Source organism: Christensenella timonensis, assembly GCF_900087015.1.
GTDB classification, from domain to species: Bacteria; Bacillota; Clostridia; order Christensenellales; family Christensenellaceae; genus Christensenella; species Christensenella timonensis.
Window position 1 is genome coordinate 1,821,680 of record NZ_FLKP01000002.1, and the last position, 15,180, is coordinate 1,836,859.

Sequence of the window (15,180 nt, forward strand, 5' to 3'; positions counted from 1 at the left end):
TGCTGACAAAACATTATATCAAATAAGTATGAACTATACAAGAACAGAAAAAAGAACGGATGCTTTCGCATCCGTTCTTCAAGATTTTAACTTTACGATTAGAGGGGTCTCTTCGCACAGATGAAGTTATTTGAGAAGTAAGAACCCATGCTTCTGACTACGATCTTTCCAGAACTCGAAGAAGCATCCACCACCGTGTTGTCTCCCAGGTAGATCGCCACATGTCCGCTCAAACAGAGAATGTCGCCGCGTTCGAGATCATCCCAGCCTACTGTCGTGAAACCTGCGCCTGCCCAACCACCGGAGGTCATATATCCGATGCCGTTGCCGCTCTCCCTGAGGGCATAGTATACGAAACCGGAGCAGTCAAACGAATCCGGGCCTTTACCGCCGAGGCGATACGGCTTGCCAACCTGGGCCATTGCTACGTCTATAAACGCTTCAACGTTACCCGGATCAGCAGAGTAAGAAGGTTTGCTGCTGGAACCGCCCGACGAGGAGCCGCCACTTGAGGAGCTACCCGAAGAGCCGGAAGAGCTGCTGCCCTTATCACTGCTGGAAGAACCGTTTCCTTTATTGGAGGAACTGCTTTCCTCTTTCTTCTTTTCTTCTTCAGCCGCTTTTTTATCGGCCTCAACTTTCGCTGTCGAAGGTTCAGCATTATCAGAGAATAATACATCCTTTGTCACGCTGCCAACGCTGCCGTCGTCCGTCAGGCCGCACATGCGCTGGAATTCCCTTACAGCCTTATCCGTCATTTCACCGAAATGGCCTGTTACGCTTACATTGTAACCAAGCTCTAATAATCTTTCCTGGATACGGGACACATCGTCGCCATCAGCGCCAAGGGCCGCCGTATATTCTTTTGCATCGGCAGAGAAGATCGCCGCCTGCGTTTCAGCCCCCGCCGCACCGTCTACGTCAAGGCCATGCTTGCGCTGGAAAGCCTGTACAGCCATCAGCGTTGCAGGTCCAAAGTAGTCCGTTGTCTGATCCTGGGACATGTAATGCAGATCCATCAGGCGCTGCTGCAATGCCGGGACAGAAGGATCGTTCATGCCTGCCGTCAGAGTCACATATTGTGGCGTTGGCTCGGGCGTCGGTTCCGGTTCTGCCGTAGCTTCCGGTGTTTCGACCGATTCAGCCGTAAGTGAACTGCTCTCTTCCGATACCTGCGTCGTTTCTTGCTTCGTTTCGGAGACCTGTGGAGCTTCCGAAGGGCTCTCTGCCGTCGCTGCAGCCGCTACTACCGGTGTTGTTTCCGGTTCGGGCGTCTGCGTGGCATCGCCATTGGCCGCCAATACCATCACCGGTACCATGACTGCCACAAGCGCAATCGCGATGACCGCTGTGAAACGCTTCATATTGACTTTCTTAGCAGCATACCTGCGAACCACACGGCCTGTCGGCTGCGGGGACGCCGCGCTGCCCATACGGGACGCACGCATGGGGGAAACGCCGCCGCTGCGTTTTACCGCCGTATTCTGATACGTCCTCAATACTTTTCTCTTCTGTACTTTTCTCATGTTAGAGATATTGCCGGTCACTTCCGACAGTTTGCCTTTTACGGTGCCAACCGTCTTCAAAAGACCATCCTTAACATTAGATATAATACTTTTCATATTACGCTCCTCTGTTTTCACTCGTCATGAGTTTATGTCTAAATTTATAGCTTTGGTTCATTATACAACGCCATTCTTCGTTTGTAAATAGTTTTGTAATAAATTATTAATAATTTTTTTATGACGATTTTAATAATACCCTTGCTGCAAGCTCTTAAAACACTTATTTCTTTTTGCCTACCGGGCAAACCGCCATGCATATCCCGCATACGGCGCCCCTGCCGATCCCCTGGTACGCCTTCTTCATGTGCCTGCTGCACATCTCGACATCCACGATCTCCCGGACATCGATCCCTTCGCTCCATTCCCTTCCGTAAAGCGCCCCGCTCGGGCAAGCCCTTGCACACATACCGCAATGCAGGCAGGGGTTCTCTCTCACGTTCGCTGTTTCAAGGGGCATATCTGTGAGCACCGTACACAGCCGTACCCTGCAGCCGTATTCGCGCGTCATGAACAGGTCGTTGTCGCCGATCCCGCCGAGGCCGCACAGCCGGGCCGCTGCTTTATGCGGCAGGAGGCCGCGGTACCCGCCTCCGCTCACGGACTGCGAGGCCGGGACATAAGCAGCGTCATACCCTTCCCGCCTGATCGCCTGCACCAGCAAAAAAGCAGTCTGGTCTAAAAACGCATTGCACGTCCTGTAATGGTGGAAATACGTTTTTGTCGGCCCATCCACCACCGCATCAACGACCGCATCCGGCAGCGGGACGGCAAATGAGATTGCATAGTCAAGGCCATCATATACACGCAGGCTTTCCGGCAATAATGCGCTGCCGTACAGGCTGATAAAGCGGCCTTCCAATATCTTCTCGTATTCCACGGTTATTCTTTCTGTTTTTTCTTCCTGGTTACCCTGTTCATGATCATGACAACAATGCAGATCGCCGCGATCACGACAAAGATGGAAAGCATGCCCTTCCACATCAAATCCAGAGAATTTATCAATACTTCGTTCATAATAACAGCCTTCCTTTCCCTACATCATGATCGGTACGAGACCGAGGATGACGCCGCCTGCGACCACAGAAGCGATCTGCCCTGAAACATTCGCTCCTACCGCAAACATCAGCAGATGGTTCTGGTTGTTTGCCTCAAGCCCCATCTTTTGCACCACACGCGCAGACATCGGGAATGCCGATATCCCTGCGGCGCCGATCATCGGGTTCATCTTCTTTTTACTGAATACGTTGACCAGCTTCGCGAACATAACGCCGGCGATCGTGTCGAAGAAGAACGCCGCCAAGCCGAGCCCCATGATCATCAGTGTCTGCCATGTAACAAAAGCTTCCGCTTTCATCGTAGATGCGATCGTGATACCCAATAGTAATGTGATCAGGTTGACCAGCACTTTAGAAGCGGTCTCCGAAAGCGAATCCAGTACGCCGCATTCACGCAGCAGGTTCCCAAACATCAGGAATCCGACCAGCGCGATGGACGCCGGCGCGACCAGCCCCGCGATCATCGTTACAACGACCGGGAACAATATTTTTGCAATCTTTGGAATATCTTCACCATGGTATTCCATCTTGATGGCCCGCTCTTTTTTGGTGGTGACCAGCTTTATGGCCATCGGTTGTATGATGGGCACCAGCGCCATATACGAATATGCCGCAACGGCGATCGGCCCTACAAAGCCGCTGCCCAGCACCTGCGATACAAGAATGGACGTCGGGCCGTCAGCCGCACCGATAATGCCGATCGAAGCCGCATCCTGGATCGAAAACCCGAGCGCCGCCGATGCTGTAATGGTAGCAAAAATACCAAACTGGGCGGCCGCCCCAAAGAAGAGCAGCTTCGGGTTTTTGAGCAGCGGGCCAAAATCGATCATGGCGCCGATCCCGATAAACAGGAGCAATGGCATCATCTCCGATGCTTCGATCCCTACGCTGAACAGCCAGTCAACGATGCCGTTTACATTTCCTACGCCTGCCATCACCTGGTCAACCGCGCCCGAAAGCGGGATATTGACAAGGATTGCGCCAAACCCCATTGGCAGCAAAAGCGCCGGTTCCAACTTTTTGGAAATTGCCAGAAAAATCAACACGCCGCCTATGACAAACATAATTACTTGCTGCCACGTAAGCGCCATAATGCCGTTCACAAGAAATTCCATCGAGTTCTCCTTTAACCTACATAAAATATAAATATGAAGTAAAATACCGTTAACAGTATATCATCTAATCTTTTCTTTTCAAACCGCTTTTCCGTTTTTTTAGATAAATTTTATTTCTCACATTTTCCCTTTCATGCTATACTTAGCGTATCCAATATCTGAAAAGGGGTGGCTTTTATGAATGTAGTTGCTTTTAACGGAAGTCCGCGCAGGGACGGGAATACATACCACAGCCTGAAAATGGTATGCGACGAGCTCGATGCACGCGGCATCGATACGCAAATCGTGCAGGTGGGGGGAAATCTGCTTTACGGCTGCCTCGATTGCAAAGAATGTATGCGTGTCCACAACAATAAGTGTGCAATTGAAAAAGATAAAATGAACGATTTCATTGCCGCCGCAAACGCCGCCGACGGGATCCTCATTGGCTCGCCCGTCTATTTCGGCAGTATGACCACCGAAACGAAAGCTCTCATCGACCGTTTGGGGCGCATCACCCGTGAAAACGGGTTTACGCTGAAGAACAAGCCGGGCGCTGCGGTCGTGACCGCGCGGCGCGCCGGATCCAACTTTACTATGGCGGCGATCAATTACCTGTTCACCATCAACCAGATGCCCATCGTAAGCTCTACTTACTGGAATTTTACCATGGCCTATGAAAAAGGCGAATGGCAAAAGGACGAAGAAGCCGCCCGCACCTTAAAGACGCTGGGCGAAAACATGGCCTTTATGTTAGGCAAACTTTCCAAATAATACGTCCAAGAAAAAAACGGCGCCCTGCCGTTTTTTTGTTTCTTATTTGATTCCCCTTGCACAGATCCAGCCGCGTTCTTTGTTTTCCTCCACGCATACCCCGCGGTATCCGGCCCTGCCCAGCATATCCTGAAGCTCTTCGGGGGTGTTGTTATGCATGTTGAGCAAATCGACAATCTGCTTATCCTTTTCGCTCTGCCCTGCATGGTCGTACATTTCCGCCACGATCAAAAAGGTTCCGCCTTCTTTTAACACGCGCAGGACTTCCTTTAAATCATGGTCGAGGTCTGGCCAGAAGTAATAGCTTTCCACCGAAGTGACCAAATCGAAAAATCCATCCTGAAAGGGCATATCGGAAACGCTTCCGTGCAAGATGTCCATTTTACCGCTTCGCACGTCCGCTTTGTTCTCCCGGCGGGCGCAGGCAACGGATGTTTCCGAATAATCGATGCCGTAAAGGGCTCCGTTTGCCGCTTTTTTTGACAACAGCTTAAGCGCCTTCCCGCCGCCGCAGCCGACGTCCAATATGACGTCGCTTTTTCCGATGTCGATTTGGGAAAATCCCCATGCCGTAAGCTCCGCATGGCTTTTATTCATCCTTTTGATGGTTTGCCTGCCCATCATTCCCCGTGGCCTTTTGCAGTTTTCCAGAACTTTTTTTGTAATTCCCATATTATTTCTTATTGGACTTCATGCGCTGCTGATGGTCCAGTATCCTCTTTCTGATACGCAGGTTGTTCGGCGTGACTTCCAAAAGCTCGTCGTCGCCTAAAAATTCAAGCATTTCCTCAAGGCTCATGTTCTTCGGCGGTACCAAACGCAGCGCGTCGTCACTGCCGGACGCACGGACATTGGAGGCATGCTTTTTCTTGCATACGTTCACGACCAGGTCTTCGTTTTTGGGCGAACAGCCGACTACCATCCCCATATACACGGGTACGCCCGCACCGATGAACAGGGTGCCGCGCTCCTGTGCGTTATACAGCCCATAGGTGATGGAATCCCCCGTCTCAAATGCGACCAGGGAACCCAGCGAACGCTTCTCGATATCTCCTTTATACGGCTCGTACCCGTCGAATACCGTATTGAGTATCCCCTCGCCCCTTGTATCCGTCAAAAACTCGCTGCGATAGCCAAAAAGGCCGCGTGCGGGGATCTTGAACTCAATGCGCATCCGCTCTCCCTGCGGCGTCATATGCACCATTTCCGATTTTCTTGAACCCAGTTTTTCAATGACATTACCCACGCTTTCCGCAGGGACGTCCACAAGCAGCCGCTCGATCGGCTCGCACATATGCCCGTCCACTGTCTTATACAGCACCTTGGGCGCGCCCACCTGGAATTCATACCCTTCGCGGCGCATCGTTTCGATCAGGATCGAAAGATGCATCTCGCCGCGCCCGAGCACGCGGAAGGATTCCGCACTATCCGTTTCGTGCACCGCAAGCGATACGTCCTTGCGCAGCTCGCTCATCAGGCGGTCACGCAAATGCCGCGACGTAACGTATTTCCCATCCCGCCCTGCAAATGGGCTGTTGTTGACAGAAAACGTCATCTCTACCGTCGGCTCCGATATCTTTACGAACGGGATCGGCTCAAATTCATACTGTGCACACACCGTATTGCCGATATTCACATTCTCCAACCCGGAAAAGGCTATGATATCCCCCGCCTTTGCGCTTTCCACCGGCACGCGCTTCAATCCGTCGTATTGGTAAATTGCCGTGACTTTGCCGTTTGCGCATAAGTCCTCCGCGTGATAATCGCACAGGGACACGTCCTGTCCTTGCTTGATGACGCCGCGTTCAATGCGCCCGACCGCGATCCGCCCGACGTATTCGTTGTAGTCGATGGACGAAACGAGCATTTGCAGCGGCGCATCCTCGTCCCCCTCCGGCGCGGGAATGTAGTTCAATATCGTATCGAACAGCGGTTTTAAGTCGCTGCCCGGGTGGTTGGGATCCACCGTTGCCGTGCCGTCCCTGCCCGAACAATAGATAATCGGGCTGTCGAGCTGTTCGTCCGTTGCGTCCAGCTCCAAAAGAAGCTCCAGTACTTCGTCGCCCACGTCGTTTAACCGCGCGTCCGGCCTGTCCATCTTGTTGACCACGATGATCACACGGTGGTTGAGCTCCAATGCCTTTTGCAGCACAAACCTTGTCTGCGGCATCGGCCCCTCAAACGCGTCCACGAGCAGCACCACGCCGTTCACCATTTTGAGCACACGCTCTACCTCGCCGCCAAAGTCGGCATGACCGGGGGTATCCACAATGTTGATCTTTACATTATTATAAAAAGTCGCGGTGTTTTTCGCCAGGATCGTAATCCCACGCTCCCGCTCCAAATCTCCGGAGTCCATCACGCGGTCTGCCACCACCTGATTGTCGCGGAAGCTGCCGCCCTGCTTGAGCATTTCGTCCACAAGCGTCGTCTTGCCGTGGTCTACGTGCGCAATGATCGCAATATTCCTCAAATCTTCTCTTACCAATTTTGTTCAATCTCCTTTATTTTCAAAAACAATTTATTATATACTAAAACGCGCGCGAAATCAAGGCGGCTTGCTGTTGACAAGTTGTTGTATAATATTGTTATGGAATTATTATCTCCCGCAGGCGGGTTTGACAGTTTAAAAGCGGCCGTGGAAAACGGTGCGGACGCAGTATATATCGGCGCACAAAATTTCAGTGCGCGCAACCTCGCGGAAAATTTCGGCGATCTTTCGCAGGCTGTTTCCTATGCGCATGCGGCAGGCGTCAAGCTATACCTGGCGCTCAATACGCTGGTGCGCGACCGCGAAATCCCCGATTGGATCGGCACTGCCGACGAAGCGGCGGCAGCCGGCATCGACGCTTTCATCGTGCAGGATCTTGGCTGCGCTATGCTGCTCAGACGTTTATGCCCGGGCATCCCGCTCCATGCGAGCACGCAGATGACCGCTTATAATGCAAGCGGCGTACAGGCGCTTACAGGCCTCGGTTTTGAGCGCGTGATCCTCGCACGCGAGCTTTCCTTTGCGCAAATCTGCGATATCCGCAAGCAGACGGGCGCGGAGCTGGAGATCTTTGTGCACGGTGCGCTGTGCGTGTGTTATTCCGGCCAGTGCCTGATGAGCAGTATGTTTGGCGGGCGCAGCGCCAACCGCGGGCTATGCGCGCAGCCCTGCCGTCTCGATTACCGCCTGGGAAACAAATCCGGACGGCTGTTGAGTCCAAAGGATCTGTGCCTGGTCGACTACATCGGCAGCATCAAAGATGCCGGGATCGCCAGCATCAAAATCGAGGGGCGCATGAAGCCCGCGCACTACGTTGCTGCGGTAACGCGTATTTACCGCAAGGCCCTTGACGGCGGCAAGATCACGCAAAAGGATAAAGACGACCTTTTAAAGGCATTCAGCAGGCGCGGATTCACTTCCCGTCCGTTCAGTATGCAAATGCCCAAAGCAGGGCCGCGCGGTACAGCCGCTCCCGGCAAGCGGCCTGTGATGCCTGCAGGCAACGCTTCTTTCGGCGAATATACTCCTCTTCCCACAGGAAAAAAGAAAAAGCCCCGTATGCTGGCTGCACAACTGCTGACCAAAGGACAAGCGCTGGCCGTCCTTGAGGACGTTGATATTTTGTATGTTCCCGCAGACGCGCCATGGGCGCAGGAGATCGTACAAAAAGCGCAGCGGTCGAATAAGCGGTGCATCGGCGTGCACCCGCTTGTCGATTCCTGCCGCAGCCCGCAAGCCCTTCCGCCTTTTGATGGTGAAATGTATGCCACCCTTCTGCATCAGGCTGCCGCGCATAAGGTTGCCGACCTGTCCTTCAACGTCATGAACAGCGAAACGCTCCATGTGCTGCATGGCCTTGAATATGAGCGCGCAACCTTGAGTGCAGAACTCAACCTGGCGCAGATCAGGGATCTTTGTTCCCCACTCCCCACGGAAGTGGTCGTCTATGGCCATCTGCCGCTCATGACCACCATCCACTGTCCCGTCAAATGCGACAAAAAAAGCTGCCGCGCAAACGGCAACTTGTTTCTTACAGACCGTATGGGCAAACGCTTCCCCATCGTCAAATCAGGCGACGGGTGCTGCGTTTCCATTTTGAATCCCCTGCCGCTTTTCATGGCGGATAAACTGGGCCAGGTGAGCGCCGACGTCCTGCGGCTCAAGTTCACGATAGAGACCCCGCAGGAATGCTTAAACATCGCCCGGCAATACCGCCTTGCCCTGCAGGGCAAAGCGGTCAAACCCCCCGGAGCATTCACACGCGGGCATTTCCTGCGCGGCGTGACCTGACATTCAATCGAATTGCTTGTTTTTCCATTTTTCAAACTTTGCACTGACGACCGGTTCCACACGGTCGTAGTTTTCCCATGTGTCTTCGTGCAAATAGACGGCAAATTCGCAGTCCGCGTCCTCTTGCCCCAATACGTCCGCATAATCGTCTATATATTGAGAATCGTAATAATCCGCGGTGAATTCGAGCGCCTCGTCCGTCATCATATCTTCGATCAGGCTCTCGTCAAAGCACTCTACAAGAAGATCCCGTCCCGTTATCTCACGGTTTTTTACCTTGTCCATCTCCGTATCAAATTCTTCGTACCATTCTTCATCGATCAGGTCATTCTCGATCAGCCATGCCAGGTACATACCGATGTGGGTTCCTGCACACTCATATGCAATACTGTCCGGAAAATTCCCTGCATGCCAGTCCATCTTATCAAATGCCATTTGCTGTCCCCCCATTCGTTTTATCGATATTATACTCCTGCATATACCGGCCTTCAATAACATTTTTGTCAGATGTTGACCACAATTTCGCTTCCTGCGCGCTGCTTTCTGACCTCGATGGAAGCGTCTATGTTCTCCTTGAGGAGCTGAACGTGGGAAATAATCCCCACCAGCCGCTGCCCGCCGCGGATGCTTGCAAGGATATCCAGCGCGTTTTCGATGGACGAGGGATCAAGCGAACCAAAGCCTTCATCCACAAACATCGCGTCGATCCGTATTCCCCCGCTCTGCGCCTGCACCACTGCGGAAAGCCCCAGCGACAGTGAAAGCGCAACCAGGAATTTTTCCCCGCCCGAAAGGCTTTTGACGCTTCTGCGTTCACCCGAATATGCATCGAAAACTTCTAAATCCAGCCCGACCTTGCGCGCACGGCCCTGCCCCTCCGCCGTCCGGTAGAGCTGGTAACGCCCGTCATGCGCCTTTTTAAGCAGCCGGTTTGCCTGTCCTGTGATCGCAGAAAGCATTACGCCCAACACGTAGCGCTTAAGGCCAACGCCCTTATCCCCACGCAAGAGCTTGGCAAACACATCCAGCTCCACATACTCCGCGGCCTTTTCCTCCAATTCCTTTTGTGCTGCGGACGCCTTCTTCAGAGCATCGCCGATCAATCCGGCCTTTGCTTGTACAGAGGCCAGCAGCGTATCCGTTTCCTGTTTTTCCCGCTCCCTTTCTTCCACCTCTTTTTGCAGCGCCTGCGTATCCGGCTTCTGTAGCCCCGCAATCTTGCCTTCCAGGTTTTCCAGCGCCTGCTGTGCCACCTTCAACTGTACATGGTAGTCCTGTATGCTTGCCTGCGCCGCAGTGCGTTCCTCCTTGCTCATGCAGCTCGCGCGGAACTGTTCATCCGTCTGGAACCCGCGCGCAAGGCACGCCTCTTTAAAGACGTCCATCGCAGCCGCAAAGGCGGATTGGAGCTTTTCGTTTTCCTGCTTTGCCAGATCATATGCCGCCGCGGCCGCTTGCAGGGCCTGGAACGCTTCGTCTGCCGCCGCCGTCCACTTCTTCAGGTTTGCCTTATCTTCCCGTGCCGTACCTGTATCCTGCTTTTGATCCTTGCAATACCTTTCGATCGACGTTTCGCAGGCCTGCGAAAGATGCTGCAATACAAGTCCCTCTTTTTCCTGTGCCAGGAGCTGCTTGTCGATCCTTCCGATTTCTTTTTTGGCGGCATTCACCTGCTCCAGCGTCGTATTGGTTTCCGAATGCCGCGCAGGGCTTGGATGGTGCTCGCTTCCGCACACCGGGCATGCCTGCCCTTCGGTAAGCCCTTCCGAGAGCGCAAAGGCCGCATCCTTCATATAGGCTTCAAATGCTTTTTGGTATTCTGCCTCCCGGATCGCTTTTTGCCCTTTCAGTTGGGCGGCCGCTTTCACCAGCGCCGCTTGCTCCTCCCGTATACTGCGAAAGACCGCTTGCAGCCTTTGCACCGCTTGCGCCAGTCTTTTTTCTCCTTCCAGCTTTTCGTGTTCCGCCTGTCGCTGCTTTTCTTCCCACTGCTGCTTCTGTCCTTGTATTTGCGCCGCTTCCTTGCGCAGCGGCAATATTTCCTCCGCCAGCAGCGCACGGCTGATCTTCTCTTCCAGCAGGGCGGTCTCTTTCTCCCGTCCCGCAATTTGCATGCATTTGGTTTCCGCACCGTCCCGTTCGTCAAACAGGTTCTTTACCGTTTGCGCATCCTGCAAGGCTGCTCTCGCCTGCCCAAGGTGCGTGGCCGTATCCTTTTGCCGCGCCTTCGCCCCCGCTTCCTGCTTCCGCATTTCCTCCAATGACCCACGCAAGGCCTCTACGCTGTCGCATGCGTGCTGCTCAAGGATGCTCCTGATCTTTTGCTCGTGCGCTTCCTTCTCCCGTTTCAGGTCGTTTGCCCTGTCACACAGCCAGTCAGTCAGCTCCTGCCATTGCTCCGCTTTGAAAAGCGTTACCAGGATCTCTTCCTTCGCTGCGGAATCCGCCACCAACAGTTCTTCAAATTTCCCCTGCGGAAGTAAAATAACCTGCCGGAACTGTTCACAGGTGAGCCCCAACAATTCCTCCGCCTTTTGCCGGATGTTCTTGATGCCCGGGTTTTCAAAAAACGGTACAAAGCTGCCTGCCTCATCTTCAAAAAAAGCATCCTGTGCCGCCTGCAGCTCTTTTTCCCCGTTACGCTTGGTACGCACGCGCAATTCCCGCGTAAATTTATAACGCTTCCCGCGTATACTGAAAACAAAGCTGACACATGTATTTTGTTCATCAGGCGCGAAATCACTGCGCATCGCGGCAAAATCCCCGCGCCCGCCGCCGCTGCTCTCCCCAAACAAGGCGTAGGTCATTGCGTCCAGCACAGTTGTCTTGCCCGCGCCCGTCCTTCCATGTATCAAGAACAGGCCCGTCTTTCGGAATACGGAAAAATCGATCTCCTGCTTTTTTACATACGGGCCAAACGCTTCAAAGCTCAAAATTTCAGGCGTCATTGCAGCTTTCCCTCCTTCTTTACGGAGAGCGCCTTTAAAAACCATTCCACCTGCTTTTCACTCGGCTGCTGTCCGCCGGAGTATTCCTCGTAAAACTTCATCATGATCTCCAGCGGGCTAAGGCTCGCCACCTGCTCCACAGACAGGTCGCTTTCCTTTCCGCCCTCAAATTCTTTGCCTGCCAGCGATAAGAGGTTCGGGTAATATTCGCTGAGCGTATTGCGCAGTTCCATATGAGCATATTCATCCGCAAGCTCGATCTTGATATAGTCGGATGATTTACCGTCCCTCCCGGCGCGTTCCAGTATCTCCCGGTAGCTTCCCTTTAAGACGCGCAGATCGTTGACCATGGAAAGGCTGACCAGCTCCCGCGACATATCCGACGTATCCACGATCGTCACGCTCTTTTCCTGTTCCGCTTCCGAAAAAGACAGCTTCATCGGGGAACCGCAGTAACGTATGTTTTCGCCGATGTCCTGCGGCTTGTGCAAATGCCCCAGCGCAACATAATCGAATACGCCAAACGCGTCCGCGCCCACCATATTGGCTCCGCCGACCATCGCCGAACGGTCGCTTTCCGATACTTCCGCGCTGCTGACAAAGCAATGCGCCGCCAGGATATTGCGTCCTTTTCCAAGCGGCAGGCGCTTTATGATCGCGCGCATGGCCATATCGTAATTCCTGATTTCTTCATCCGGGTACAGGTAACGCGCTTCTTCTATGGAAAAGAAAGGCAGGATATGGATCGTTGCATCTTCCAGCGTTATAGATGGTATCCCGTTTTTAATGCTTCCCGCGATATGCAGGCCCGCCTTGCCCAGCAAATCCGCGCAGGAGGAAAGCCGTGCAGCGCCGTCATGGTTGCCCGCGCAGATAATGACCGGGACCCCGCTTTTCATGCACAGCCTTGTCATGGTATCGTTATAAACGCCTATGGCGTCAGGATTGGAGACCGCGTGGTCGAACATGTCGCCTGCGATAACCACCGCATCCACCTTTTTCCTGCGCGCGATATCCAATATTTGTCCTGCAAAGTGTTTCTGTTCTTCGATCATGGGCATATTGCTTAACGAAAAGCCCAGATGCCAGTCCGATGTGTGTAAAAAACGCATACTGCCGTGCGCTCCTTCCGCTTATGTCTCTTTTCTTATCTTATCATATTCCACCGCAGCATGAAATAAAAAAGACTGCCTTGCGGGCAGCCTTCTTATTTCTTTTCGTCAATAGGCGATCTCTAAAATGTTGCGTACGTCCGCCTCGCCCAACTCCGCGAAATGCCCGACGCTGCCGCCGCAATGCTCCACACAGCGCCTAGCCATCTCGCCTAGGGAATCCTTGTCATTGATCCCCAGGTCGCGCAGCGAAGTCGGCATATTCAGGCTCTTGAAGAACGTCATCATGCGTTTGATTCCCTCTTTGATCGTCCAGTCCTGATTGTCAAAGGAATATTCCACATCAAACACCCGCATCGCAAACTGTACGAAGCGCTCCGGCTTGTTGGAGTACACATACTTCATCCACGCAGGAAAGATCACGGAAAGCCCCGCGCCATGCGATACGTCATATTTCGCGGACAGCTCGTGCTCGATCATGTGGGAGGCCCAATCCTCTTCGCGCCCCACGCCCAGCGTACCGTCATGCGCCATTTTGCATGCCCACATCGTTTCTGCGCGCGCCCTGTAATTTTGCGGGTCTGTGACCGCCGTCCGCCCGTAGCGCAGCAAAGACTTCATCACGCCCTCGCACATGCGATCCGTAACGTCCACGTCCTCCGTATTGGTGAAATACCGTTCCATGATGTGTGCAAACGCATCCACGATCCCCGCGGCCGTATGGTACGGCGGAACGGTGTAGGTAAGCTCGGGGTTCAGCACCGAAAACACCGGCCTTGAACGCTCGTCCTCATAAGCCATCTTCTCCATCGTATCTTCCCGCGTGACCACCATGCCGTTGGAAGACTCGCTTCCCGCGCCCGGGATCGTCAGCACCGTGGCGATCGGCAGGATCGCAAGGGCCTTTTTCTTGCCCAGAAAATAATCCCATACGTCGTCGCTGTTGGGCGTGCCGCAGGCAATCGCTTTCGCAGAATCGATAACGCTGCCGCCGCCTACCGCAAGGATGAAGCCGATCCCGTTGTGGCGGCATATATTGATGCCCTCGTATATGAGGCCCAGCCTCGGGTTGGGCTGGACGCCGCCCAGTTCAAACACCGCCAGCCCCGCGTCTTTCAAGGATTTCCGGATCCTGTCCAGGAGGCCGGAACGCTCGGCGCTGCCGCCGCCATAGTGCAGCAGTACCTTCTGGCTGTATTTTGCGATCTCTTCCCCTACGAGAAGCTCCGTCCCCTTGCCAAAAAAGACCTTGGTCGGATTAAAATATACGTCGTTATCCATCTTGCGATCTCCCCTCTTTGCTAATTATTGTAATAACCAGATACCCATATTGATAAGACCTTAAACGGCAGGTCAGCCTACCTTGTATTCACTTATATATTATCCGCAAACCCCGGCAAACACAAGTGTTCATAACGCCGGCAACAAAAAAACTACGTTTTCCAACGTAGTTTTTTATGCTTTATCCGCCTATTTCCATCCTCACGGAAGTTAAGATGCCTTTGATACAATTTTCCACTTCACTTTCGTCCAGGCGCTCGATGCCCGGATCCCAATATGCACGGTTGAGGAAGGAATATTTATTTGCCGCCATCCTGTGATACGGCAGGAAATTCACTTCATCCACACCGATCTTTTCCGCAAAGCGAACGATATTCCCAAGCTCTCCTGTATCAAAGTTGAATTCAGGAATGACCGGCACGCGTACCACGACACGTTTTGCAATCTTCGCAAGCTGCTCGCAGTTGTCCAGTATTTGCCTGTTTTCCACACCGGTATATTCCAAATGCTTCTTGCTGTCCGTACTCTTGATATCGAACAAAAACAGGTCGACCAAATTTGCGATCCTTTCAAAAGAAGCATATGGAACGTTGCCGCACGTTTCTATCGCCGTACCCAGCCCATTTTCGCGGCAGAGCGCCAGCGTTTCTTCCAGAAAATCCACCTGGAGCAGCGGCTCCCCGCCGCTGAACGTGACGCCTCCGCCCGTCCTTTCGTAGAAGGTAGTATCCTTGAGCACCTCGTCCAGCACCTGTGCGGGCGTCATATAGCCGCCCTTTACATATCTTGCATCGGCATAACATTCCTCTGCGCATTTCCCGCAGCCGGTGCATATGGATCGATCCATCCCATCGCCGCCCCGAACGGCCCCTGCCGTGCAAGCCGCCGCGCACGCACCGCAGCCGATACACAATTCCGGGTTGAAAAGCACCTCCGGTTTTGCATGCATGGATTCCGGATTACAGCACCATTTGCAGCGCAGCGGACACCCTTTCAAAAACACCGTGGTACGGATGCCCGGCCCGTCATGCACACAAAAGCGCTGGATATCGAATACGCAACCTTCCAT

At 53.3% G+C, this 15,180-nt stretch carries 13 protein-coding genes; 2 read left to right on the forward strand and 11 right to left on the reverse strand.

Annotation, left to right across the window (positions count from 1 at the left end):
* Positions 1 to 98 precede the first annotated feature (98 nt).
* The 4 genes from BN6471_RS10115 to BN6471_RS10125 form a co-directional block, all read right to left on the reverse strand.
* On the reverse strand, positions 99 to 1,622 hold the full coding sequence (locus BN6471_RS10115) for a C40 family peptidase (RefSeq protein WP_066648518.1): 1,524 nt from the start codon (positions 1,620 to 1,622) through the stop codon (positions 99 to 101).
* A 163-nt stretch (positions 1,623 to 1,785) separates the two neighbouring features.
* Positions 1,786 to 2,442, reverse strand: a complete 657-nt coding sequence (locus BN6471_RS10120; RefSeq protein WP_066648524.1) for a 4Fe-4S dicluster domain-containing protein — start codon at positions 2,440 to 2,442, stop codon at positions 1,786 to 1,788.
* 2 nt (positions 2,443 to 2,444) lie between these two features.
* Positions 2,445 to 2,579, reverse strand: a complete 135-nt coding sequence (locus tag BN6471_RS12935; RefSeq protein WP_147554016.1) for a sodium pump decarboxylase gamma subunit — start codon at positions 2,577 to 2,579, stop codon at positions 2,445 to 2,447.
* A gap of 19 nt (positions 2,580 to 2,598) precedes the next feature.
* Positions 2,599 to 3,735 carry a sodium ion-translocating decarboxylase subunit beta gene (locus tag BN6471_RS10125; RefSeq protein WP_066648527.1) on the reverse strand — a complete coding sequence of 379 codons (1,137 nt, stop codon included), beginning with the start codon at positions 3,733 to 3,735 and terminating at the stop codon, positions 2,599 to 2,601.
* 177 nt (positions 3,736 to 3,912) lie between these two features.
* Here BN6471_RS10125 and BN6471_RS10130 point away from each other — a divergent pair, with 177 nt between their 5' ends.
* Positions 3,913 to 4,488, forward strand: coding sequence for a flavodoxin family protein (locus BN6471_RS10130; RefSeq protein ID WP_066648531.1), 576 nt, complete (start codon positions 3,913 to 3,915; stop codon positions 4,486 to 4,488).
* A 42-nt stretch (positions 4,489 to 4,530) separates the two neighbouring features.
* Here BN6471_RS10130 and BN6471_RS10135 read toward each other — a convergent pair whose 3' ends face one another.
* A complete protein-coding gene (locus tag BN6471_RS10135) occupies positions 4,531 to 5,112 on the reverse strand; it encodes a class I SAM-dependent methyltransferase (RefSeq protein WP_162270201.1) in 582 nt (193 codons plus the stop codon).
* Between the two features lie 49 nt (positions 5,113 to 5,161).
* Entirely contained in the window at positions 5,162 to 6,976 is a 1,815-nt protein-coding gene (typA, locus tag BN6471_RS10140) for a translational GTPase TypA (RefSeq protein WP_066648535.1), read from the reverse strand.
* Positions 6,977 to 7,078: 102 nt separating this feature from the next.
* On the opposite strand from typA, the gene BN6471_RS10145 reads away from it, so the two are divergent.
* Positions 7,079 to 8,770 carry a U32 family peptidase gene (locus tag BN6471_RS10145; protein ID WP_066648537.1) on the forward strand — a complete coding sequence of 564 codons (1,692 nt, stop codon included), beginning with the start codon at positions 7,079 to 7,081 and terminating at the stop codon, positions 8,768 to 8,770.
* 3 nt (positions 8,771 to 8,773) lie between these two features.
* On the opposite strand, the gene BN6471_RS10150 is transcribed toward BN6471_RS10145, so the two are convergent.
* The 5 genes from BN6471_RS10150 to BN6471_RS10170 form a co-directional block, all read right to left on the reverse strand.
* Positions 8,774 to 9,205, reverse strand: coding sequence for a DUF7832 domain-containing protein (locus BN6471_RS10150; RefSeq protein WP_066648542.1), 432 nt, complete (start codon positions 9,203 to 9,205; stop codon positions 8,774 to 8,776).
* A gap of 68 nt (positions 9,206 to 9,273) precedes the next feature.
* Complete coding sequence (locus BN6471_RS10155) at positions 9,274 to 11,718, reverse strand: AAA family ATPase (RefSeq protein ID WP_066648545.1); 2,445 nt, start codon at positions 11,716 to 11,718, stop codon at positions 9,274 to 9,276.
* On the reverse strand, positions 11,715 to 12,830 hold the full coding sequence (locus tag BN6471_RS10160) for an exonuclease SbcCD subunit D (protein ID WP_066648546.1): 1,116 nt from the start codon (positions 12,828 to 12,830) through the stop codon (positions 11,715 to 11,717). The genes BN6471_RS10155 and BN6471_RS10160 overlap by 4 nt, the downstream gene beginning before the upstream one ends.
* Positions 12,831 to 12,938: 108 nt before the next feature.
* Entirely contained in the window at positions 12,939 to 14,111 is a 1,173-nt protein-coding gene (locus BN6471_RS10165; RefSeq protein ID WP_066648548.1) for an iron-containing alcohol dehydrogenase, read from the reverse strand.
* A 181-nt stretch (positions 14,112 to 14,292) separates the two neighbouring features.
* Positions 14,293 to 15,180: a glycyl-radical enzyme activating protein gene (locus BN6471_RS10170; RefSeq protein ID WP_066650067.1), complete on the reverse strand. Its 888-nt coding sequence runs from the start codon at positions 15,178 to 15,180 to the stop codon at positions 14,293 to 14,295.